This window comes from Aerosakkonema sp. BLCC-F183 (genome assembly GCF_041929145.1).
Taxonomy (GTDB): Bacteria; Cyanobacteriota; Cyanobacteriia; order Cyanobacteriales; family Aerosakkonemataceae; genus Aerosakkonema.
The window spans coordinates 70,819-93,811 of record NZ_JBHFNU010000087.1; the positions used below are offsets into that span (position 1 = coordinate 70,819).

Here is a 22,993-nt window from a genome sequence, read left to right on the forward strand (position 1 = left end):
AGACACAAACCTGTGAAATCGTGTGAGAGTAAAATGAGATCGCCTACATCACTCCTCTATTTCGACTCGATCGATCTATAGGTACAACTTTGGATCGTGATAAGGTGGATGTTCGCAAGCGATATAAAGAGCATTAGTAGGTTCTAAGGGTTCTCCTGTTAGTGGATCGATCGGTTTGAGAACAAAGCATAGCAGCGAAAGAGAATGCCAATCTAAATTATCCAATTTTCCGCGTTCGTAGCGACTAACGGTGGCGTTACTGATGCCTACATCTTTGGGGACATCATCGCCAGCAGCTTGAAAAACCGCAGCTTCATAAGCCTTCGTAGCAAATTCCGTTTCAATGATAGACCAACCCAGGCGCTCTCTAGCTGCTTTGATCAGCTTGCCCAATCGTTTACGTCCTGTGTCCGTAAACCGTACAGGGCGCAGTTGTGCGCGATCCACCACAGCCTTAAAGTTATTTACGTGCATCGTTCGGACAGAGGGGGACAGTTTATCAGCTATCGCCAGTTGTGCGAGTGGAAAAATGCAGTAGCCTTTGACACTCCCCGGTCTAAAGACACGGGGATTCTTCATTCACAGACTCAGCTTGCTCTGACAGGATTACTCCAGCCAAAGTAGAGGTTGAATCTCCTGAAGCGTTCGGATCTTCGATCCAAGTTCCGGTATGCCCTACCGTACTCAAGGCTACTTTTAGAATGTTCAGTGCCGCGTTCCAGTCTCTATCTAACACAAACCCACATCTGCAAATATGAGTTCTGGTTGATAGAGATTTTTTAACTATTGCGCCACAACTAGAACATTTTTGGGAAGTATAGGCAGGATTAACAGCAATAGTTATCTTGCCAAACTTTACCCCAAAATACTCTAGCCATTTTCTAAATTGATACCAACCTGCATCATTAATAGATTTGGCGAGACAATGATTTTTTACTAAGTTCTTAATTCTCAAATCTTCATAAGCAACCAAATCGTTAGATTGGATTACGCAACGCGCTACTCGAAGAGCGTGTTCTTCACGTTGCCTACTTATTTTGAGGTGTACTCGACCTAATCTATTAACGGCTTTCTTTCGATTGGCAGAGCCTTTCTGTTTGCGCGAAACACGCCTTTGTCTAAACTTTAGCCGTTTCTCACCCAGGCGATAAAATCTAGGGTTAGGTTCAGTATTACCATTTGAGTCTGTGTAGAATTCTTTAATGCCGACATCTAATCCAATTGCTTTACCTGTTGGCTGTAAGTCTACTTTATTCTCTACTTTCATTAAGAATTGAATATAGTAGCCATCAGCACGCCGAACTAATCTCACCCGTTTTATCTGCTCTAATTGGTAGAAGTTTAAGTCCCACGTCCCCATAAGTTTTAACTTGCCAATTCCCGTCTTATCTGTGAAATAAATTTCCTTTCTAGTAACAGAAAGCTTCCATCCTGAAGTTTTGTATTCAACTGAACGGCAGTTTTTCTTGAACTTTGGATAACCTTTCTTTCCGGGAACAGACTTTCGACAATTATCGTAAAACCGAGCAATTGAGGAATAAGCCCATTCCACTGCTACTTGGCAAGCATGAGAGTTTAAAGCTTTGACAAAGGGATACTCGGCTCTTAACGCCGTGTTGTGACGATACAACTCTTTTTGCCCTACTCCGCGATGATCCATCCAAAACCGAAGGCATTTATTGCGGACAAATTGAGCAGTTCTAATCGCCTCATCAATGGCTTTGTATTGAGTTGTTTTCCCTTTCGCTTTAAACTCGAAAACGATCATTTGACGTGGAAAACATCTACGGCAACTAGCTTAACATAATTAAAGCCGTCCTGCAAGGACGGGGCTTGTATCCCATTATTTTTGGTCAGATACAAAAATGCTGCACTTGGGAAGATTGGGAAAAATTGTGGAACGCCATCCGAATCGATCGCAGAAAGCACTGCAAGCAATACGAGGATTCCTTAGTGCAATTTTGGCAAGAAATCTGGGCTAAACGCAGCGATGCTCTTCCTAGCAAGGTAATGGTTGAAAATTATACAACAAATTTAGCAGGAAAGGCGATCGCTCTCTAACAAAAACCCCCTTTTCTAAGGGGGCAGGGGACTTATAAAGTCAAAGATTGCGGGTCTGTTTCAATTAACTTCGCCAAATCTTGCAAGAAAGCCGCTGCATGGGCACCGTAAATAATGCGGTGATCGCAAGTAATATTAACCTGCATTTGCCGCTTCACGCCCATCAACCCATCTTCAGTGGCGATAACTTGGGGACGGGACGCACCAATCGCGAGGATGGAACCTTGTGCCGGCGGGAGAATCGCATCGAATCGGTCTACGCCAAACATTCCCAAATTCGACACAGTAAATGTGCCAGAATTATACTCGTGGGGTTGCAGCTGCTTGGTTCTGGAACGCTCCACCAAATCTTTCCAAGTGCGAGAGAGAGAGTAAATATCGAGTTTATCGGCATTTTGCAATACTGGCGTGATCAGTCCGCCATCATCCATCGCCACCGCTACAGCTACATTAATCGCAGAAGGATATTGAATGCCTTGGTCTGTATAGCTGGCATTCAGCAGCGGATGTTTTTGTAAAGCTACTGCTACTGCTTTGGCTAGCAGCGCCGTCATCGTCACACCTTTAGACTTTATTTGTTTGTAAAGTTTATCGAGATTATCTGTAGTGATGGTGTAACCGACATGGTATGTAGGCACTTGCAAGCTAGCCACCATGTTCCGCACGACAGCATTTTGCAGTGTAGTTAAAGGCACTACTTTACCGGGGGCTACCGCGACCGGGGCAGGTGCGGGTGCTGGTTTTGCTACTGGTGCGATGGGGACGGGAGCGGGCGGTGGCGCAACGGGCGTTATGGCGGGTGCGGCGACGGCAGGTTTAGCCCTACCCACGGCGGCTTCCACATCTTCTGCGACAATGCGTCCGTGCGGGCCACTGCCTTGCAAGCTACTCAATTCTACTTTCAGTTCCTTAGCCAACTTTTTGGCGCGGGGTGAAGCAATTAAACGTCCGTTGCCTCCACTGCTGCCGTTGGGAGAACCTGCGGCGGCTGCAACTGGTTGGGCTGCTTGTGCTGGGGCGGGGGCTGGTGGGGCGGTTTGTGCGGGTGGGGCGTTGTTGCTAGCGGCCTGTTGCTTGGCGGTTTCAATTTCTGCTTGGGTTTCTGCTACTAAAGCAATGGTGGCACCAACAGGAGCTGCTTCGCCAGCGGGTACGACGATCGTCGCCAAAAAGCCCTCGTAGAAGGACTCCACATCCATATCTGCCTTGTCGGACTCGACCACCACCACGGTTTCGCCTTTTTCAACTTTGTCCCCTGGAGATTTAACCCAGGAAACAATTTTGCCTTCGGTCATTGTAGAACTGAGAGCGGGCATGAAAACTTCGTGAATCATGGGGTGATGTACCGAATCGACAATTTACTAGAATAACAGATTTAGTCAGTGAAAAACTTTAAATTTCAGATTGCAGATGGGAAATTTATTTTCTTTTGTCTATTTTAAACCCGCAATCTGAAATCTGAAATTTCTCGATGATAATGACTGCTCTAAATATCGCCGCGAATTTCTTCGACTACACCATCACGCAGCAGAATTTCTACTTGCATTTTCTCAACTAAGTTGTCTCCTGGTTCAATGCGGAAAATGCTTTCTATTTGGCCTTGATTTACTTCTTGATTGAGTTCGAGAAGTTGCACTTGTTGGAGTTGTTGGAGGCTTTGATTTTTTTGCTCTAGCAGCTCGCTTTTTCTCTGGTTGACCTGCATTTGAATGCTTTCAATTTGCTGCATTACTTGCGGGCCAGGTGGTTGCAGACTTTGTTTTTGAATTTCTGTGATTGCCCGCTGTGCTTGGGTTTCTAACTGTTGCAATTGCTGGTCAATTTGATTGAGTTGGGACTGAAGTTGCTGCTGCGCCTCCTCTTTCCAGCGAGTTGTGACGATCGCTTTGACGGTAACGGGGCGTTTTAGCAGAAGGTTGTTCGTAGAGACATCCATAACCATTTAACTTTGAATCTCGTACAGGAGCGGGCTTTTTTTTAGTTCTGAGTGTTGAGTGCAAAAGTGCTGAGTTATTTTTTCACTCAGCACTTTTGCACTCTGCGCTCATTTTAGTACATCGCGTCGATCGAATCGCTATAGCGTTCCATCACGACGGGTCGCCGAATTTTCAAGGTTTGAGTCATCATGCCATTTTCGATCGAAAATGGCTCCAGAATTAGCCTAAATGGGCCTATGCGGTCATCAGGACGATAGCCAGGTCGATTTTGGACTTCGCGGTTTAGTTCTTGCCGGAATAAGTCTTGGACAATTTTACTATCGAGGTCGATTTCTTGGTTTGATGACGCCTCAAGGGATACGGTTTCCTCCGGTAGACGCAAGCTGAGATTTTGCGATGAAGCCCATTTCTTGAGGGCTTCTGTGTTGGGGACGATTAAGGCACCTAGCGATCGCTTGTCTTGCCCTATTAGCATAATCTGGTCGATGTAGGGACTACGCAAGCAGGCATCTTCGATCGGCTGGGGTTCGATATTTTCCCCATTCGTCAATACAATCGTATCCTTTGCTCGTCCGGTCAGCACCAAATCGTTTCCTGCGGTTATCCAACCTAAATCGCCGGTATCGAACCATCCTGCGGGGTCGATCGCCTTGGCTGTGGCGCTGGGATTGTGGTAATATCCTCCCATCACCTGCGGCCCGCGTACCAGCACTAAGCCGCGCTGACCCACAGGTAAGGTTTGACGGGTTTCCGGGTCAACAATTTTGCATTCTGTCAGGGGTATGGGTTGTCCCGCCGAACCGCGTAGGTTGTGCCAAGGGCGACGGGCATGGGTAACGGGGGATGTTTCGGTTAAACCGTAGCCTACGAGTACTTCTACTCCCACTATTTCAAAAAAGTTGTCCAGGTGCATTGCCAGGGAACCGCCACCGCTGAGGACGTATTTCAATCTGCCGCCGGTAGCTTGACGCACTTGTTGATAAACTAGGCGATCGGCTAGTGCTTGAATGGGAGTGAGGGCGATTGTTTTTGCTGCTGCTAGGAGTTTTTCTGCTGGGGAAGGAGGGTAAGGTTGTAATTTTAATCCCCGGACTATTCGCCGCGCTTCGATGTATTTTTGGCTGATACCTAGCAGGGTGTTTATCAATCGCTGTTTGTTGGCGGGTTGTTCGCGGAATTGCTTTTGCACGCCTTCATAAATTGATTCCCAAAGACGCGGTACTCCCACCATGTAGTGCGGTTTGAATTGTTTGAGGTCTGATTTGACGTGACGCAGGTTGGTATAAATTTGCGTGACACCTTGGGAGATGATGAAATATTCGGCGGCGCGTTCGTAGGCGTGCCATGTGGGGAGGATACTGAGGACTATATCGCCCGGTTGCGGTTGAATTACTGAACCCAAGGTGGTAACTTGATGGAGCAAGTTGCCGTGGGATAGCATGACGCCTTTGGGTTTGCCGGTGGTTCCCGATGTGTAGAGGAGGGTTGCGAGGGTATCCCGGTTTTGGTGAGTCGGTTTTAGCTGTTGGTCAGCGCCAACTGCCATTAATTGAGAGAAGTTGAGAATTTTGAGATTGGAAGAAGTTTCGGGTTCTTCGTCGGATAGCAAGACTGCGAATTGGATGGGGAGGTCTTCAAGGCGATCGCGCAATTTTTTCAACGTCTTGCGGTCTTCTACCACCAGAGCTGTGCTACCGCTATTCTCTAAAATATACAGCAGTTCTTCCTTTTCTGCTTGGGCGCTGCGAACTACGTTAGCTGCCCCTGCCATCATAATGCCCTGATCTGCAATCATCCAGCGGGGACTGTTATCGGCGATGAGGGCTATGCGGGCGGGGACGCCCGCACCACTGGGGACGCCCGCACCACTGGGCAATTCTGCTTCTGGTTGTACTCCCAACGCCTGCAATCCAGCGGCGAATTGCTGAATTTTTTGATATAGCTGTGGGTATGTGAGTACTACCTCTGGTTTGGCGTGGGGGTCATGCAGGGCGATGATATTTTCAAATCTTTGTGCTGCCAATGGCCAGATTTCCGGCAAGGACTGCGCTGAGGAGTAATCTGCCAAACGTTCTAAGTTAGCACGCTCTCGCTCTTTCATTTTCAAGTCATTGGGGGAGGCTGGTCTGTCTTTCAACATAGTCTCACATTATGGATGCAAATTTATCTTTGATTCCTAAGTTATCTTTACTATGGCTGAATCGGACGATCTGGGGGACAGTATTGATTCTGTCTGTCTTGTCTTGTCGTGTTCGGTATGATGCCATTTTTTTACTACATCATTATATTTAATATTTTTGTAGTTTGGCGGAATTCCAGAAAGGCAGTTTTTTAGAAAAACTGCGTTTCTGGGCAACAATAATCAATTTTGGATCGATTTGGTGTACTCCTAAGATAGGATAGGGTATGAGAAGGTTGTTGGCGGTGCATGAGCGATACTGAAAGTTCGATTATTACAGTTTGGGGCTATCACGGGACAAGCGCGGAGGCAGCCGAGTTAATTGTTCGTGATGGGTTTAGAATAAAGTCCAGTAGATATCATTGGCTAGGCGACGGTGTTTACTTTTTTCAAGATGCTCCTTTAAGAGCTTGGGAATGGGCAAATCAGCGTTACTCAGACCCGGCGGTGATACGTTCCTTAATCAAGTTAGATGAAGATTGCATAGATTTAGTTGACATTAAGTGGTTTTCGTTAATAGAGGAAATATATGGGCTATATTTAAGCAGTTACGAACTGTTAAAGCAACCTTTACCAGTACAAAACCTTGAAAGAAAGGCTCATGGTATAGACTGCGATTTTTTCAATTTTATGGTGAGGTTACTTTCCGAAAGTAGGGGTATAAAGGTTCGTGCTATTCGAGGCGTGTTTATAGAGGGCAAACGTATTTTTACTAATTCTGCCATTTTTAACCGCGCTCATATTCAGATATCAATTTTAGATACCTCTCTGATTCAGGAGTCTTATTTGGTAGAAGAGAAACAGGAGTAATTATATAATGCTAGATCCCAAAGAAATTGGCGATTTTCTTCGCAAGTATTTCCACGAAGTAACACCTGAACAGTTTGCTCAAGATTACAAACGTTATTGCCCTGAAATTAATGACCGCAATTCATATCAAGGCATAGAACCAAACGTTGAGTTGAGGCAAGATTTATTGCCAGAAGTAGAACCATACGTTACTGTTGATAACATACCAACAGAAAAAGCCATTCAAGAAACAAAAAATGCTTTAACAAAACTGATCGCTGCATTTGCATCGGAATTACCGAGCAATTTGCTTTTAAAAATAGGAGAAGAAAATGCCATCCAGGTAGTTGTTACCTTTATTATGCCAGAAGATTTGGAGGCGGTGAAGCAAAAAGATTTATCCCTAGTCCACCGCCAAAAAAATGTTTCTTAATTAACCTCCATTTTCGAGTCGCCATTTGGCTCGGACTAATCGAATTGCGCCATAATCGAACTGTTCTCCGAGATGTTCGTAAATTGGTTTAAGCGCATCAGTAACGCCAACTTCTTGGATCGCCTGCAAAATGATTTCTTGATGTGCGGGGGAAACTAGGCTATCTATATCTACTGTTTTACCCAATTCGATCGCTTCAGCTAAATGACCCAGGATCGTAGTGGTTTTTAAATTCCGTTTTTGGGCAATTTCTTCTATAGTTAGTCCTTGCTCAAATAAATCGAGAGTCATTAACTGCGTGTAGTTAGTAGAAGCAGATTTTGCAGAAGAAGTTGCGATCGCACTTTTCAAAACATCCTTTCCTACCGATAAACCTTGCTCTTTTCGGTAAGCTACAATTTCCGCAATAAATGTTTCCCCGTACTTATCGCGTTTGCGATTACCAACACCGGAAAGTTGTTCAAATTCTACTAAGGTTTGCGGTTGCACTTGCGCCATTAATTTCAGTGTAGAATCAGGGAAGATTACATAAGGCGGAACTGATTGTTCGTCGGCGATTTTTTTGCGAAGTTGACGCAAGCGATCGAACAACATTTCCATCCCTGCTTTCTTCAAATTCTTTTCTTCCAGAGTCGGTGTATTTTTAACAGGAACTACAATATTAACCGGACGCTGACGCCGCATAACTTCCCAACTGAGGGGGTTGAGTTTCAGCACAGCATAACCATCTGCGGTTTGATCTAGTATACCTTGATGCAAGAGCGATCGCGCTAGCATTTTCCATTCATCTGCTGTTCTATCTTTGCCGATTCCATAAGTAGAAAGTTCGGTATGTTTGTTTTGCAAAACTTTCTGACTGCGAGAACCGCGCAAGACATCAATAATATAATTCATGCCAAATTTTTCCTTGCAACGCGCCACGCAAGAAAGAAACTTCATCGCTTCAATTGTCCAGTCTTCTACTGGTTTTTGGTTGCAGCAATTATCGCAATTACCGCAATTACCGGCAAAATATTCGCTAAAATAACTTAACTGAATTGTGCGCCGACAGTCTGTACCTTCGGCATAATCTATCATGCGACGCAGTTGTTGACGAGCGATCATTTGTTCTTGCTCGTCAATTTTTTGTTCGATTCCCCATTCAATTTTCTTGACATCTCCAAAGCTGAAAAATATTGTACAGCGAGATGGTTCTCCATCCCGCCCTGCACGTCCGGCTTCTTGATAGTAACTTTCCAAATTGCGGGGTAAATCGTAGTGAACGACAAAGCGCACATCTGGTTTATTAATCCCCATCCCAAACGCAATTGTCGCTACGATGACTTGCACATCATCGCGAATAAAACGAGTTTGATTTTCGGTGCGATCGTCATCACTCAATCCCGCATGATAAGGTAAAGCTTTAATACCATCTTTCTGTAACTTAAAAGTAAGTTCGTCAACAGAACGACGGCTAAGACAATAAATAATTCCCGTACCTGTTGTTTGACGAATTAGCAATAACAATTCCGTGTAGCTGCTTTTCTGCTTCGGACGAACTTCGTAGTAAAGATTTGTGCGGTTGAAGCTAGAAATATGGACATTCGGTTGCACAAGTGCTAGCTGTTGGATGATGTCTTGGCGGACGCGCTCGGTGGCGGTGGCGGTGAGCGCCATAATGGGAACATTTGGATAACGCTGGTGAAGTATTCGCAATTGGCGATATTCTGGGCGAAAGTCGTGTCCCCACTCGGAGACGCAGTGTGCTTCGTCGATAGCAAAACCAGAAATACCGATTTGATGCTGCACTAAGTCTAAAAATGGCAGAAATCTTTCGCTCAGCAGACGTTCTGGCGCAATGTAGAGTAATTTGATGCGTTTGTTGAGGATGGCTTGTTCGGAATATCGGATCTGATGACTGTTGAGGGTACTATTGAGGAAGGTTGCGCCGATACCGTTATCCCGCAGCGCGTCAACTTGGTCTTGCATTAAGGCGATGAGGGGAGAGACGACTACGGTTAAACCGGATTTTAGCAGCGCGGGTAGCTGAAAACACAGGGATTTGCCGCCACCTGTGGGCATGACAATGAGCAAATCTTGATTCTGCAAGGCTTCTTCTACTATCTGCCGCTGTCCGGGACGGAAGCTGTCGTAGCCAAAATATTGTTTGAGTGCCTTTTCCAGGGAGCGAAACTGAGACATGATGGAGGGGATTTTCAGCTATTGTACCTGCACCTTCGCTTCATAATGGTACTTGGAAAATCGTTCAGCAAAAAATGTTATGCCGAAAGCTGTTTGGAATGGTGCCACTTTAGCGGAGAGCGATCGCACTATAGTTGTGGAAGGAAATCACTACTTCCCACCGGATGCGATCGACTTGCAGTATTTTAAGGAAAGCAGTACCCACACGACTTGTCCCTGGAAAGGCGTTGCCAGTTACTATACGATCGAGGTGAACGGGCAAGAAAACAAGGATGCTGCTTGGTATTACCCGCAGACTAAGGACGCAGCTAAGAATATTGAAGGTTATGTGGCGTTTTGGCGAGGGGTGAAGGTGGAAAGTTAAGTGCTGTTGTGGGATGTTGTGGGATGAGGACTGTTGTAGTTCTTGTGGCAGGAGGACTGTTGTAGCTGTTGTGGGATGGGGACTGTTGTAGTTCTTGTGGGATGGGCGCTGTTGTAGTTCTTGTGGGATGGGCGTCTCGCCCGTCCCCGATGATTGAAGGGCAGGCGGGACGCCTACCCCACAAGAATTGATATTGAAATTCCACAAGAGGTGGGAGGGCTGTGGCGATGTCAGTTGAAACAACCAAAGAACAAAATCCCCAAATGGCGGAGGTTGTAGACTGGTGGGAACCTCCTATGCCTCCTACCGATCTAATTTTTGATGATGGTGAACCTTTGGAAAGCAATCGCCACCGTATTGCTATGAATACCCTGATTCGATCGTTGCAGCAAGCTTGGCTCGATCGCAACGACTTCTACACGGGCGGCAATATGTTTATTTATTTTAGTAGCGCTCAAGCTCGTAACCGCGACTTCCGAGGGCCAGATTTTTTTGTGGTGCTGGATGTTGATGGTACAAGAGAACGACAAGGCTGGGTAGTGTGGGAAGAAGATGGGCGTTATCCCGATGTGATTGTGGAACTGTTATCTTCTAGCACCGCACAAGCAGATAGGGGAACTAAGAAGGATATTTACGAGCGAGTTTTCCGAACGCCGGATTATTTTATTTTCGATCCGTTTGACCCGAATTCGTTGCAGGGTTGGCATTTGGATGCTTCCCAGCGCTATCGGTCATTAGTAGCAAATGAGCAAGGTTGGCTGTGGTGCGAGAGTTTGGACTTTTGGTTGGGAATTTGGCAGGGAACAGTAGATAGGGAAACGGCGAGTTGGTTGCGCTTTTACGATACCTCTGGCAATCTGGTTTTGTTGCCGGAGGAAGCAGCACAACAGCAGGCAGAAATTGCTCAACAACAGGTAGAAGCTGCCCAACAACAGGCAGAAGTTGCACAACAGCAGGCGGAAACTGCCCAACAACAGGCGGAAGCCGAACGCCAACGCGCCGAACTTTTAGCGGCGCGGTTACGAGAATTGGGAGTCGATCCCGATAATTTGATTAGAGACTAGAAACCGGATTTCTTCAAGAAACCCGGTTTCTGTGTACTCACCGGAAAGCGGCTGTAATATTATTCATCTGGCGCAAAATCTCTCTGTTGGTGTGTCCCTACAGTTATGCAAGAAATAACAAAGTAGGTAGCAGAAAATAACAAAGTAGGTTGGGTTGAGGAAACGAAACGCAACTACGATTACTATTGCCGTTGACGCCTACACTGTAGCAAGATTAAGGGTGTAGTTACTGTTACTAGATGAGCCTGTACTGACGACAACGAAGTAAGTATCTGCTCCTATAGTGCGGCTGATTGATGTGCTGCCACCAGAACTAACAGTTCTGTCGTCCACATACTCGTTGGAATCGATTTGCCCATTGCCGTTAGTATCTACATAGAGCGTTACAGCAACATTAGCAGTCGTACCGTTTAAGGTCAGCCTGAAGTTGCTGGGACTACCCAAGACAAAGCGATAGAAATCTTGGCGGTCTGTTCTACCCACAAACTCAGTAAAAGTACGGCTACCGTTCAACAAACCAGCATCTATCAAACCATCGCGGGTATTGTTAGCCGTCAGTCCAAGACTGTAGTTAGTGTTACGACCTTGGGAGTCTGGTTGGAGGCGAACGTAGTATGTACCTGCCCCTAAACTGCGGCTGATTGATGTGCTGCCACCAGAACTAACAGTTCTGTCGTCCACATACTCGTTGGAATCGATTTGCCCATTGCCGTTGGTGTCTTGATAGAGCGTTACACCAACAGGCGCAGTCGTACTATCTAACGATAAAATAAAAGCGCTCGGAAGTTGCAAGCTGAAGCGATAGTAATCATCGCGGTCATTAAATCCCACAAATTCATTAAAATTGCGCGTTCCAGTCAGAACATCTACATTAAATGCAGCACCTGGATTGTTACCCGGTTCTCCTTGTGGTGGTGGCGGAGTCGAACCTCCCGGAACAGCAGGACGTCCCTCGCGAAAACCAGAAGTTACATAATGCTGAAATGCTTGTAGATAATTAAAACCTGCTGCCCGCAAATCCGGGTTAGCGTCAAGATAATAGCGAACATTAAAATTTTCAGCTGAAGCCCGTCCGTCATTCAACCCGAAGGCGCGGAAATGCTCAAATCGTTGCTCGTTATTATTTATACCGGCTAACGCCAAGTCGGGATTGACAGCCCCATAGAAAGGTGTATTTAAACCATAAGAAAACCTGCGCCCATCTGCAACTCCATAACTTTGCAGATGGTAAAAAGCTTGCAAATTGGTGTTCAATCCTGCCGCTGCCAAATCGGGATTACCAGCGCGATAAAAGTCAAGATTGACAAATGGCGAGAATGCACGCCCCTCGTTAGCGCCAAATTTCTCAAAGTGACTCACCAGCTGTGCATCTGTAGTCAGTCCAGCCCTAACTAAGTCTGGGTTGAGGGCCCGGTAGTAATTTACATCGAACAGATTAACCGTCATTTGCCATCCCCCAGCGGAATATATAAGTTTTTTTTATATAACAGTTAGCAATGGCAATGTCAAGAGTGGGATAGTGAGGGAGAGGGAGAGAGGGGGAGAAAAACAGGCTTTCTTGGATATTTTATGATAATTAAACCTGATTAATTGCGATAATCCTTGCCGTATAAGCATTTCCTATGGCCAATTGCCTCTGGAGGGCGAGTTCGCTAAAAGGTTTTGTGCAATCGACATTTCTAGAAAAGAATTTCAAAGACAGGCAGGATGCCTATCCCACAATTTTGGAGATGTGTAATAAATTGTCGCTCTCATACTTTGCCCCTGCATAAGCTGCGACGCATCTAAGTTGTATAAATGGGGCGGCGGCGATGCCCACCCCACAAGAGTTTCACATTCCTTTAGAAACCCGGTTTCTTGAAGAAACCGGGTTTCTGACGTTTATTGAAGAAACCCGGTTTCTGACCGCTATAGAGTCAACATTGTTTCAAATGCTTTGGAGAGGCGAGTTTGAAAGCGCTGGCGATGCTTCAGCTTTAAAAAGGGTCGGGCTATTTCCAATATGGGCTTAGAATCGTCTGTGTTATCGATAACTTGAATTGCGCGTAGAGTGTCAAGCTGTAGTTCTTTTTTTACCATCAACTCAGAAATTGCTGTTGCGCCGACACCACTTTCTACTATTGATTTGACCATCTCGCCACTGTGCAAAACTAAAATAATATTCAATTCAGTAATAGGGATTCCCCAATTTTGCAAAGCTTCCTCAAACCTTTGCTGTGTGCCGGAACCGGTTTCTCGCATCACCCAATCTGTTGTGGAAAGTTCGGTGAGGGGAATCTCTGGCAGTTCAAACCAAGGATGAGATTTGCCAACAACAATTAGGAGCCGATCGCTGCCGACAACTTGTTGCTCTAAAGTTTTCTTAAGCGATGGGCTAACTACGCCTTCCACCAAACCTAAATCGAACTGTCCATTAGCCGTCCCAGTACAAATTTCTTCTGTATTGGCAAGAAAACATTGCACAGAAATGCCGTGATATCTCCGCTGAAATTCGCCGATTTTATTTGGGAGCCAATAGTTACCAATTGTGAGGCTCGATCCCAATTTCAATTCACCTCGCTGCATATTGTTCAATTCTCGTAAGCCGCGTTCGGTTAAAGTAACTTGGTCGAGAATTTTCTGCGCTTCCACTTGCAGCAATTTGCCAGCCTCACTGATCTCGATATGGCGACCGATACGATGGAAAAGCTTGACTCCGTATTCCTCTTCTAAATTTTGGATCGCCGCACTCACTGCCGGCTGGGTAATGAAAAGCGTTTCCGCCGCACGGGTAAAGTGCTGATGTTTGGCTACAGCTAGAAAAATTCGCAACTGATCGAGCGTCATCCCTGCCATTTGAAGTATCCTTGCAGCTTTTTGTCGAGTTATTAATCAATTTTATTTATTAAATCGACAAAAAAGAGCATTTGATTCTATCGTTAAGTTTCCGTATGGTAAGAATAAGCCTAATGCACCGAACTGAACTGAAGCGATGCCTGAGAGTTCAATTCGAGGTAGAAAGCGATCGCTTTTTAAGCGCAACGTTGCGAAACGACTAAAAAGAGATACAGAGCCCAAGGTTTTTCCTGAAAAACTCTGTTTGTCTTTTTGGTTACTCAAGAGCAGGCTTTTTGGAGTCAAATATTGACCCGGCTGGGAGCTGAGCGGTGATTGTACCGTGTTCCCGGCGGGTTGGTGTTGCCAAACAGGAAATCTGTACGGGAAAAAATTGCCTTATGACCAGTGAAATCCAACTAGATCGCGATCGCAGCGCTCACGGCTTAAAGCCAGAATGTCTGCCCTACAGGGAAGTTTTGGCCCAATCAATTGCTGTAATCGCACCTACCACAACACCAGCAGCAAATTTAGCTTTGATCTTCGCCGCTTCGGGAAACGGCACTTGGCTGAGTTTTCTGATCGGTATGATGGGGCTAGTGTTTGTCAGCGTCAACATCAATCAATTTGCCCGCCGTTCTGCTTCTCCAGGTTCCCTCTACTCTTACATTGCTAAAGGTCTTGGCCCTACGGCTGGCGTCCTCTGCGGTTGGGGTTTGGTACTGGCTTATTTGTTTACCGGGATAGCGACGCTGTGCGGTTTTGCCAACTTTGGTGCTGTGTTGCTGGGTCACATAGGAATCCATCCTTCCCCGATTACGATGTTAGCGATCGGCGCTGGTATAGCTTGGTATATGGCTTACAAAGACATCAGTCTATCGGCGACGATGATGCTGCTGTTAGAAGGTGTATCTGTTGGCTTAATCCTGCTTTTGGCTGTTGTTGTTTGGGCGCAAAAAGGTTTCGCCCTGGATATGGCTCAAGTTACTCTGCATGGAGCCACACCAGGAGGCATAGCGATGGGACTTGTGCTGGTCGTGTTCGGTTTTTCTGGTTTTGAAAGCGCCACTTCCTTGGGCGATGAAGCGAAAGACCCACTCAAAACTATCCCCAAATCTGTAATTCAAAGCACGATTTTGGCCGGTTTGTTCTTCATTATGACGGCTTACATTGAAGTGCTTGGTTTTAGCGGTCTTTCCGTATCCCTTGCGGATACTGAAGAACCTCTAACTGTTCTGGCGAAGCTCGCTAAAGTAGGTTTTTTAGGAGATCTTATCAGTCTGAGCGCGTTGCTATCTTTCTTCGCTTGCGTGCTGGGCAGTATCAATCCGGCGGCTAGGGTATTCTTTATGATGGCGCGTCACGGTTTGTTTCACAATTCTGTTGGTGCGGCACATTCATCAAACAGAACGCCTCACATTGCTGTCTCTATGTCAGCGCTGATAACATTCCTGGTGCCAGCTTTCTTGTGCTTATTTGGCGTCAAGCTGTTTGAAAGTATGGCTTATACGGGAACGATTTGTACTTACGGATTTTTGCTGGTGTATATTTTGGTTTCCGTTGCTGCGCCTGTTTACCTGTACCGACTGAGAAAATTGCGGCCATTGGATATCGTCTTTTCGGTTTTGGGCGTTGGTTTTATGTTGATTCCGGTTGTGGGTACGGTAGGAATTCCCGGTAGCAAACTTTTCCCACCTCCAGAAGCTCCCTACAATGTGTTTCCTTTTTTGTTCTTGCTGTACTTAATTGTTGGTTGTGGATGGTTTATCATCCAAAAGCGGCGTTCTCCGAAAATGCTTAGGAGAATGACGCGATCGATGGAAGCAATTGAGGTCAGAATCGACGAGAGCGATCTCCTTTAATAGTCTTAGTCATTAGTCTTCAGTCATCGATAATATTTGAACCTTGACTGATGGCTGATAGCTGGTGAGCGATCGTAAACATAAGGATTCCCAGAAATGAGCGAGTTAGTAACTGCAATACCTACAGGAATAGCGGCCTTTACAGCGACAAACCTCGATGATATCGTCATCCTGCTGCTGTTTTTCTCCCAGGTAAATGCTGCATTTCGTTGTCGGCACATCGTTGCAGGTCAATATTTAGGCTTTGCCGCACTTGTGCTTGCCAGCCTTCTCGGTTTCTTTGGCGGTTTAATTCTGCCAGAACGCTGGATTGGATTGCTTGGCTTGGTGCCAATTGCCATAGGACTGAACCGCTTTCTCAATCCAGAAAACGATTCTGAGGAGGAAGTTCAAGCAGAAATAGATGAGTCCAATCTCTCTCCCTTCGCGAGTTTTCTTTCTCCCCAAACTTACGGTGTGGCAGCGGTTACGTTTGGCAATGGCGGCGATAATATTGGCATCTACGTGCCGTTGTTTGCCAACAGTGCCTTACCAAGTTTGTTGGTAATTTTGAGTGTATTCTTTCTACTGGTGGCAGTTTGGTGCTACACTGCCTACAAGTTAACTGCTTTACCTGCGGTGGCTGACGTCCTGACTCGTTATGGCAATCATTTCGTTCCTTTTATTTTGATTGGTTTGGGCGTTTTCATCGTGTTGGAAAATCAATCTTTAAGTCCGCTGGCTTTAGTTGCTGCTTCTCTGTGTTTGATGGGGTTAGTAAAAAGTAGCGGGCGAGCGACTTCAGAAGCGCAAAATTAATTTGGTGACAATCACACCGTAATGAATTGGCTTGTAACGGCAATTATCACAGGGATAACTTCTTTTGGGGCGACCAACATCGATGACATTGTTATTTTGACCCTTTTTTTCGCGCAGGTGAATGCTACCTTCCGCCGTCGGCACATCGTTGTTGGTCAATACTTGGGTTTTACAGCACTTATACTAGCTAGTTTGCCCGGTTTTTTTGGGGGTTTGATATTACCGAAAGCTTGGATTGGAATACTGGGTTTCGTTCCAATTTTCATAGGTATAATCCATCTATTTAAGGGAGAAAATGATGAAGAAGTACAGGCAGTTTCAACTGAATTTGACTCTTCCAGAAGCAATGTATCTGTGCTGTCAAAGTTGGCTAGCGTTCTTTCTCCCCAAACTTATAATGTGGCCGCAGTAACTTTTGCGAACGGTGGAGATAATATCGGCATCTACGTACCTTTGTTTGCCAGCAGCGACCCCGCTAGTTTGGCCGTAATTCTCACAGTCTTCTTTTTGCTGATCGGGGTTTGGTGTTATATTGCTTACCTACTAACCCGCCATCGTGCGATCGCTTCTATTTTAACTCGCTATGGTAAGGCTCTGGTTCCCTTTATATTGATAGGCTTGGGTGTTTTCATTCTGGTTGAAAGCGGTACTTATCACTTAATACCCAAGTTTAAATAGGATAATTTTATATTGATATATAATTGGCTGTACTATTAAAATCTATTTAACTAGAGATTAAAATGGTAAGTTTTTTAACAAAAAAGTATGGTGAAAAAATGTCTAAAAAATTTGAATATATAGTTGATAAATTTAAGCATAGCTGTTACGATTAGCATGAGTGAATTAAACTCAAACAAACACAAGAAGCGCAGTCAAATTAGGTAAAAACTTCTGTGTTGACAATATTCCCATAAAAAATCAAATTCAACTTTTCAAGTTGAATAGCTGTAAGATTGGAAAAGGAGAGAAAGGATGAAGCTATTCAAATATCTTGTTTTGGTCTTGGTATTGGTAGCCAATTTACTGCTCGCACAACCTTCCTGGGCGGGCAACAAACACAAGTCGTCGTTGGCACAAAATCCGGAATACATAGAGGTGACTCAAACTCTAGACGCTCTCAAGAAAGCGAAAGAGACACAAACTCAAATAGAGGATTATACACCGGAGCAGCTTCAGCAAAAAATTGATGAGTTAGAGTTTAGGAAATACACTCTAGAATCGGGCATCAACTGGAGTCAGTGCAGCAATGAAACAGGTAAGACGGTGGCTGTTTATGGGCCCAAAGCTAAAAAATCCAAAGAACCATATGACAATGGACTTTACTTTTTAGCTGACGGTCAGACAACTGAAAAAAAATGGAATTGTGAGGGATTTTACGTACCGAATGACGGAGTACCAACAGATTTAATGGTTACCGGACAAAATGGGCAACAATTGAGCGGCGCTCTTGCGGTCAAGATACCTAATGGAACTAATGTAGTCCTCAAAAGAAACTCGGACACTGGCGTACTTGAATTCAACGTTCCTTTTACGAAAGTCTTGAGACCGGGTGATGTTAACTGGTTTATACCAAATGTATCTCAAGCATTCATAGATACGCGAGTTCCAAATGCACCGATTGTAGAGAGCGAAGAGAGCCAGGGTTAAACTTTCTTTCTTGGTGATGATGTAAAGGCGTTTTTGTAACCAGGGCTACAGTCAAAATTCGCGAAAAAATACAAGATAACTCTGTAAAGATATGCGATATTTGACTGTAATCCTGAGAAAATAACATAGGGCACGAACTGTGCTGTTCGAGTTCTCAGACTTGCTTATTTGTAGATTTGAATTAAAAGTAAAAGGTGTTACCGATGCAGTTAATGTTCAAACCGACGCAGGTAGAGGCAGATCGGAATCAACAAAGACGATTGAACCCGTCGCGAGTGCGGGATCACTTGGCGAACGAACGTACTTACCTAGCATGGATGCGGAGTGCGATCGCGCTGATGGGTTTTGGCGTGCTGATCGTGCGCCTTCGCACTTTCCAGCCACCTATGTTACCTTACCCCGGTAATGGCTGGAAGTTGGGTTTGCTCTTTTCTGTAGTCGGTTTGCTGACAGTTTTGCTTTCAACTCAGCACTACTTTGCCGTTCGTCGGGACATTGAAGAAGATACTTACGAACCGGCAGACCGCTGGATAATTCTGTTCAGTCTGGCGGTGTTGATTTTGGGTGCAGGGGTAATCTATTTTGTCTTTACAGCACCGCTCAGTTTAACGAGTTTGGTTGTCGCTGAGTGATAGTTTCTTTAAGCTTGATAAACTAATTTCCAGCTCACCATTACTAAGATTGCATAAATCACAAACCGGAGTGCTGGCTGAGGGGTAATTTTACACAGCTTAGCACCTACTAGCACTCCCGGTACTGTGCCTAACCAGATGGGTAATACCAAACTCCAATTAACTGTGCCAAGACAGAGATGTCCTAGAGAAGTAAAAATTAATAAAATGGCTGCTTGGAAGAGATCTGTGCCTACTAATTTACGAGAGTCAAGGCGGAAAAAGGAAATTAGCACAAGTGCAAACATCGAACCGGACGATACGCTAGTCATGCCAACTACACAGCCTAAAACTGCTCCCACAGCCAGGGTCAGCATCCGACCGGAGTGAGTTTTTAAGTCAAATTTGGGTGGTTCCGGTAAGTTCAATTGGGGGATAAAATTTTTCAGCAGTAATTGTGCAAGTGCTGATAGGGCGACAAATAGCATTGCTACCCCCAACAAGCGCAGCAGGATGCCATCCAGATTAAAAGCCTGATTATGTTTAATCAAATATAAAATTCCCACTCCCGTCAGCGATCCGGGAACGCTCCCCAATGCCAGCCATGTGACAACTTGCAGATCGAGCGTTCTTTGCTGCCAGTGCTTGTAGCTGCCGACAACCTTCATTAAGGTGGCAGCGACTACATCAGAACTAACAGCGATCGAAGGTGGAACTTGGAATATAAAAATCAACATGGGGGTAATCAGAGATGCACCACCAACTCCCGTTAAACCGACGATGATACCAACTACAAAACTGAGGCTTGAAAGTAATAAATAGTTCATACTGCTGCCCTGTTACAGGGTGTAAATTTGCAGAAACTTTTACTGTGATTAAGCTTCTGTTTTTTCGAGCGATCGCGGCAATTTAGAGAAACAGTAGGTAGATGACAGACCAAACCCCTTATCACCACTCCAAGTGCTTTTACTTGTTCTAAAGCTATGGCTATTAAGAAAAGCTTTGGTGGGTTGAACCCATTCTAACCGTACACATTTCCGGGATGCGGCTCTTCATAGAATCTTCACAGGAAATAGGCCGGGATTTTCGATAATTTTAAACTGTATCAATGCCAAAATCGCCATTGTATAGACTGTTGAGGAAACTAAACCAGTCAGTAGCTCTTTTTTAAGGTTATGTTCTTTGGGCTGTCCTTGCAGAGCATCCACAGCGCCTACTTGCATCATGATAATGCCAGCAACATTAGACAGCCAGTACGCTGCGATCGAGCAAGGTACGAGTAAATCTGAGTTAAACAAACTAAAGACGTACCCAACAAAATAAGCAATGGGTAAATTGAAAACTAGGTCGTTCCACCAGCATAGTGGTGAGAGCAAGTATCCAATTACGAGCAGAAATCCGCCTCTTAATTTTCTGAACATGATTTTTATTTGGTTAATGGGATGAGAGGACTACAGATAATCTACGGTTACTACTGGGAGTACGAACCTGAGTTTGGGCCAGAAAAGCCACCTCCAGAGGGCGATCCCAGCTTTGGCAAGAAGTTGAAAATCGCTTGTGTTGGTTGCTTGTACACTCTGTACTTCAGAATAATACTTAATTCCGGTCAACTTACCGTAGTTTAACTTGCAGGTTAAGCAAATGTCCAGAGGAAAATATGCGATCGAAGCAAATTTTCTGACCGAGCTGCATTAACAGAGGGCTTTTGCTGGATTGAGACCTGCGCTCTGCCCCCTTATGAGCAATTATACTCAATTTACCAAACAGCGCCGGACGTTGAAAGTCCCGCGCCTGGAAAGGAAAATGAGATAATTATTTTTTTGTTTGGATTAAAAATTCCCTTAAATCTAGCAAATTTCCACTGTCATTACCAAAAATTACGGGCAGTTCCCCATTCCATTTATCTATTGCTTGCTTAAGCAGTATTTCCGGAGTCAAAGTTTCGCGAAGCAAGCTTTGCGCCTCTGCTTCTCCTTTAGCTAAATTTACTTTTGCCTCTGCTTTTTTTGATGCCTTTTGGGCTAAAAAAATAGCTCGTTTAGTTTCTTGTTCGGCAATTTGTTTGGCTTCTACTGCTTCCCTAAAGCGTTGTGAAAAGTGGATATGCACGAGGGAAATATCATCAACTGCGATATGATAGTTAGTTAAGCGTGCGGTCAACAAATTGTCTACTCCTCCTTTAACTTCTTCCCGGTCGGTAATAATTTCTTCAGCAGTGTACTTAGCGATTACTGCCTTTAGCACTTCTTCAACTGCGGGATTGAGGATGCGATCGACAATAGCCTGTTCGTCGCCAATTTCTTGAAAAATCGCATTTGCTTGTTCAGGAATAATATGCCAGTTAACAGCTACATCAGCGAAAACATCCTGAAGATCCTTAGAAGAAGCCTCGGCAGAAATTTCGTGCTTTTGCACCCTAACGCTCAACTTTTTGACTGTATTTACGATGGGAATAATTAGGTGAATTCCTTCTCCCAGTACTTGTTCTTGCACTTGGCCGAATTGCATCAGCACGCCTCGATGTCCGGCATCGATGATGGTAAAGGGAGTGAAGATTATAATTAGGAATAATAAAAGTAACGTCAGTTTTGAAAACCTGTTAAAAGCACTATTATTCTTCATAGTTGGTTGGAAATTGTCCTAAGTAGCCGCTGGGGGAAAGGCAGAGGAAGCTGGATAGGGATGAGTGTCCCGTTGTCCCGTTGTCCCTTGTTGACGATCGACTTTTGACCCCTACCCATTTCTACGCCAGCTCTGCTATGATATAAATCTATGCGGATGTGGCGGAATTGGCAGACGCGCCAGATTTAGGTTCTGGTTCCGAAAGGAGTGTAGGTTCAAGTCCTATCATCCGCATTGCAGCGAGGGATCGTCTATCCACGGTTTTGATGGGAATGACTGAGGAACGCGATATCCAAAAGCAGTCAGAAAATTCTCAGCAGTTGAGTGAAGCGCCTGATGGTGGAACGCCTGAGTCGATCGTTAATTCCCAAATTAAGCGGATCGCGGATGTTTGGAACAGCGCTACCGCAGGGATGATGGGGTTGCTACCGGTAGACCGAGTGGCACAGACGGTTCTGAAATGGTTTAGTGTTAGCGAAGCCCAAGTGGCAGAGATTCTGGAGACGGTGAGAGCGGAACTGCCAACTACGGAAGCGCTGCTAATCGGTAAGCCGCAAGCGGGAAAAAGTTCGATCGTGCGGGGATTGACGGGAGTTTCGGCGGAGATTGTGGGACAGGGATTTCGTCCCCACACGCAACATACTTCGCGCTATGCTTATCCGTCGAGTGACTTGCCGTTGCTGATCTTTACCGATACGGTGGGACTGGGAGATGTCAAGCAGGATACTGAAGCGATCGTCCGGGAACTGGTAGGAGATCTGCAACAGGACAATCGCCGCGCTAAAATTCTGATTTTTACGGTCAAAATTAACGATTTTGCGATCGACACGCTGCGACAAATTGCCCAGCAATTGCGTCAGCAATATCCAGATATTCCTTGTTTGCTGGCAGTTACTTGCTTGCATGAGGTGTATCCTCCCGATACGGCGGATCATCCTGAGTATCCACCAAACTTTGAGGAGGTTAATCGCGCATTTGCGGCGATGCAGCAAGCTTTTGCCGGATTGTACGATCGGGCGGTATTAATTGATTTTACGCTAGAAGAAGACGGATACAAGCCAGTATTTTATGGTTTGGAAGCGCTCAGAGATGCTTTGGCAGATTTACTTCCGGAAGCAGAAGCGCGTGCGATTTATCAGTTATTGGATGAGAAAGCCGGTCACGAAATAGGCAATCTTTATCGGGATGTGGGACGCCGTTATATTTTGGCGTTTGCGATTATGGCAGCTGCGTTGGCGGCTGTACCCTTGCCTTTTGCGACGATGCCGGTACTGACAGCTTTGCAGGTATCGATGGTGGGTCTGCTAGGGAATTTATACGGACAAAAGCTGACGCGATCGCAAGCTGGAGGTGTTGTGAGTGCGATCGCGGGTGGCTTTTTGGCACAAGCGATTGGACGGGAGTTAGTTAAATTTATACCGGGTTTTGGCAGTGCGATTGCTGCTTCTTGGGCAGCTGCCTACACTTTAGCATTAGGTGAGGGAGCTTGCGTTTATTTTGGAGATTTAATGGGCGGTAAAAAACCCGATCCTAAGAAAATTCAGTCAGTAATGCAAGCAGCATTTCAAACAGCAAAAGAACGATTTAAAGGTATAAAAAGTGTGTAAAATTTCGATACCCGATCTTACTTC

General features: G+C 45.3%; 23 protein-coding genes and 1 tRNA gene. 13 read left to right on the forward strand and 11 right to left on the reverse strand.

The genetic code is table 11. From position 1 onward, the window contains the following. Positions 1-75 precede the first annotated feature (75 nt). Together ACE1CD_RS25305 and ACE1CD_RS25310 are read right to left on the reverse strand one after the other, a co-directional pair. Positions 76-579, reverse strand: a complete 504-nt coding sequence (locus tag ACE1CD_RS25305) for a helix-turn-helix domain-containing protein (protein WP_374792686.1) — start codon at positions 577-579, stop codon at positions 76-78. Continuing rightward, the gene (locus ACE1CD_RS25310) at positions 557-1,768 is read right to left on the reverse strand and encodes an RNA-guided endonuclease InsQ/TnpB family protein (RefSeq protein ID WP_374792688.1); all 1,212 of its coding nucleotides are present in this window, start codon (positions 1,766-1,768) and stop codon (positions 557-559) included. Before ACE1CD_RS25310 ends, ACE1CD_RS25305 begins: the two co-directional genes overlap by 23 nt. Before the next feature lie 65 nt (positions 1,769-1,833). Here ACE1CD_RS25310 and ACE1CD_RS25315 point away from each other — a divergent pair, with 65 nt between their 5' ends. Next, a complete protein-coding gene (locus ACE1CD_RS25315) occupies positions 1,834-2,061 on the forward strand; it encodes a hypothetical protein (protein ID WP_374792690.1) in 228 nt (75 codons plus the stop codon). A gap of 32 nt (positions 2,062-2,093) precedes the next feature. Here ACE1CD_RS25315 and ACE1CD_RS25320 read toward each other — a convergent pair whose 3' ends face one another. From ACE1CD_RS25320 to ACE1CD_RS25330, 3 genes are all read right to left on the reverse strand, one after another. Next, entirely contained in the window at positions 2,094-3,395 is a 1,302-nt protein-coding gene (locus ACE1CD_RS25320) for a dihydrolipoamide acetyltransferase family protein (RefSeq protein ID WP_374792692.1), read from the reverse strand. 152 nt (positions 3,396-3,547) lie between these two features. Then, on the reverse strand, positions 3,548-3,997 hold the full coding sequence (locus tag ACE1CD_RS25325) for a YlqD family protein (RefSeq protein ID WP_374792694.1): 450 nt from the start codon (positions 3,995-3,997) through the stop codon (positions 3,548-3,550). A 113-nt stretch (positions 3,998-4,110) separates the two neighbouring features. Next, the gene (locus tag ACE1CD_RS25330; protein ID WP_374792696.1) at positions 4,111-6,138 is read right to left on the reverse strand and encodes an AMP-binding protein; all 2,028 of its coding nucleotides are present in this window, start codon (positions 6,136-6,138) and stop codon (positions 4,111-4,113) included. 288 nt (positions 6,139-6,426) lie between these two features. On the opposite strand from ACE1CD_RS25330, the gene ACE1CD_RS25335 reads away from it, so the two are divergent. Next, positions 6,427-6,987, forward strand: a complete 561-nt coding sequence (locus ACE1CD_RS25335) for a hypothetical protein (RefSeq protein ID WP_374792698.1) — start codon at positions 6,427-6,429, stop codon at positions 6,985-6,987. Between the two features lie 7 nt (positions 6,988-6,994). Next, positions 6,995-7,399 carry a hypothetical protein gene (locus tag ACE1CD_RS25340; RefSeq protein ID WP_374792700.1) on the forward strand — a complete coding sequence of 135 codons (405 nt, stop codon included), beginning with the start codon at positions 6,995-6,997 and terminating at the stop codon, positions 7,397-7,399. On the opposite strand, the gene recQ is transcribed toward ACE1CD_RS25340, so the two are convergent. After that, positions 7,400-9,580 (reverse strand): DNA helicase RecQ, encoded by a 2,181-nt coding sequence (recQ, locus tag ACE1CD_RS25345; protein WP_374826638.1) that lies wholly within the window; start codon positions 9,578-9,580, stop codon positions 7,400-7,402. It abuts the gene before it with no gap. Between the two features lie 79 nt (positions 9,581-9,659). Between recQ and ACE1CD_RS25350 the strand changes: the two genes are divergently transcribed. Both ACE1CD_RS25350 and ACE1CD_RS25355 read left to right on the forward strand, forming a co-directional pair. Continuing rightward, positions 9,660-9,944 (forward strand): DUF427 domain-containing protein, encoded by a 285-nt coding sequence (locus ACE1CD_RS25350; protein ID WP_374792704.1) that lies wholly within the window; start codon positions 9,660-9,662, stop codon positions 9,942-9,944. Positions 9,945-10,171: 227 nt separating this feature from the next. Then, on the forward strand, positions 10,172-11,008 hold the full coding sequence (locus ACE1CD_RS25355; RefSeq protein WP_374792707.1) for a Uma2 family endonuclease: 837 nt from the start codon (positions 10,172-10,174) through the stop codon (positions 11,006-11,008). A gap of 198 nt (positions 11,009-11,206) precedes the next feature. Here the strand turns inward: ACE1CD_RS25355 and ACE1CD_RS25360 are convergent, their stop codons facing one another. Both ACE1CD_RS25360 and ACE1CD_RS25365 read right to left on the reverse strand, forming a co-directional pair. Next, positions 11,207-12,454, reverse strand: a complete 1,248-nt coding sequence (locus ACE1CD_RS25360; RefSeq protein ID WP_374826639.1) for a hypothetical protein — start codon at positions 12,452-12,454, stop codon at positions 11,207-11,209. A 462-nt stretch (positions 12,455-12,916) separates the two neighbouring features. Next, positions 12,917-13,843 carry a LysR substrate-binding domain-containing protein gene (locus ACE1CD_RS25365; protein WP_374826640.1) on the reverse strand — a complete coding sequence of 309 codons (927 nt, stop codon included), beginning with the start codon at positions 13,841-13,843 and terminating at the stop codon, positions 12,917-12,919. A gap of 380 nt (positions 13,844-14,223) precedes the next feature. Between ACE1CD_RS25365 and ACE1CD_RS25370 the strand changes: the two genes are divergently transcribed. The 5 genes from ACE1CD_RS25370 (at position 14,224) to ACE1CD_RS25390 (ending at position 18,761) form a co-directional block, all read left to right on the forward strand. Next, a complete protein-coding gene (locus ACE1CD_RS25370; RefSeq protein WP_374826641.1) occupies positions 14,224-15,684 on the forward strand; it encodes an APC family permease in 1,461 nt (486 codons plus the stop codon). 96 nt (positions 15,685-15,780) lie between these two features. Next, complete coding sequence (locus tag ACE1CD_RS25375; protein ID WP_374826642.1) at positions 15,781-16,482, forward strand: cadmium resistance transporter; 702 nt, start codon at positions 15,781-15,783, stop codon at positions 16,480-16,482. Positions 16,483-16,503: 21 nt separating this feature from the next. Continuing rightward, complete coding sequence (locus ACE1CD_RS25380) at positions 16,504-17,160, forward strand: cadmium resistance transporter (protein WP_374792717.1); 657 nt, start codon at positions 16,504-16,506, stop codon at positions 17,158-17,160. 294 nt (positions 17,161-17,454) lie between these two features. Beyond that, entirely contained in the window at positions 17,455-18,129 is a 675-nt protein-coding gene (locus tag ACE1CD_RS25385; protein ID WP_374792719.1) for a hypothetical protein, read from the forward strand. Between the two features lie 203 nt (positions 18,130-18,332). Then, positions 18,333-18,761, forward strand: a complete 429-nt coding sequence (locus ACE1CD_RS25390; protein ID WP_374826643.1) for a YidH family protein — start codon at positions 18,333-18,335, stop codon at positions 18,759-18,761. An 8-nt stretch (positions 18,762-18,769) separates the two neighbouring features. Here the strand turns inward: ACE1CD_RS25390 and ACE1CD_RS25395 are convergent, their stop codons facing one another. Continuing rightward, positions 18,770-19,567 carry a sulfite exporter TauE/SafE family protein gene (locus ACE1CD_RS25395; RefSeq protein ID WP_374826644.1) on the reverse strand — a complete coding sequence of 266 codons (798 nt, stop codon included), beginning with the start codon at positions 19,565-19,567 and terminating at the stop codon, positions 18,770-18,772. Positions 19,568-19,792: 225 nt separating this feature from the next. Continuing rightward, entirely contained in the window at positions 19,793-20,161 is a 369-nt protein-coding gene (locus tag ACE1CD_RS25400) for a hypothetical protein (protein WP_374792726.1), read from the reverse strand. Positions 20,162-20,182: 21 nt separating this feature from the next. Here ACE1CD_RS25400 and ACE1CD_RS25405 point away from each other — a divergent pair, with 21 nt between their 5' ends. Continuing rightward, the gene (locus tag ACE1CD_RS25405; protein ID WP_374792728.1) at positions 20,183-20,365 is read left to right on the forward strand and encodes a hypothetical protein; all 183 of its coding nucleotides are present in this window, start codon (positions 20,183-20,185) and stop codon (positions 20,363-20,365) included. 187 nt (positions 20,366-20,552) lie between these two features. On the opposite strand, the gene ACE1CD_RS25410 is transcribed toward ACE1CD_RS25405, so the two are convergent. Beyond that, positions 20,553-21,362 (reverse strand): prohibitin family protein, encoded by an 810-nt coding sequence (locus ACE1CD_RS25410; RefSeq protein ID WP_374826645.1) that lies wholly within the window; start codon positions 21,360-21,362, stop codon positions 20,553-20,555. 152 nt (positions 21,363-21,514) lie between these two features. Between ACE1CD_RS25410 and ACE1CD_RS25415 the strand changes: the two genes are divergently transcribed. Beyond that, positions 21,515-21,596: transfer RNA gene (locus ACE1CD_RS25415), tRNA-Leu, on the forward strand. 182 nt (positions 21,597-21,778) lie between these two features. Continuing rightward, positions 21,779-22,969 carry a GTPase family protein gene (locus tag ACE1CD_RS25420; protein ID WP_374793438.1) on the forward strand — a complete coding sequence of 397 codons (1,191 nt, stop codon included), beginning with the start codon at positions 21,779-21,781 and terminating at the stop codon, positions 22,967-22,969. Positions 22,970-22,993: the final 24 nt, after the last annotated feature.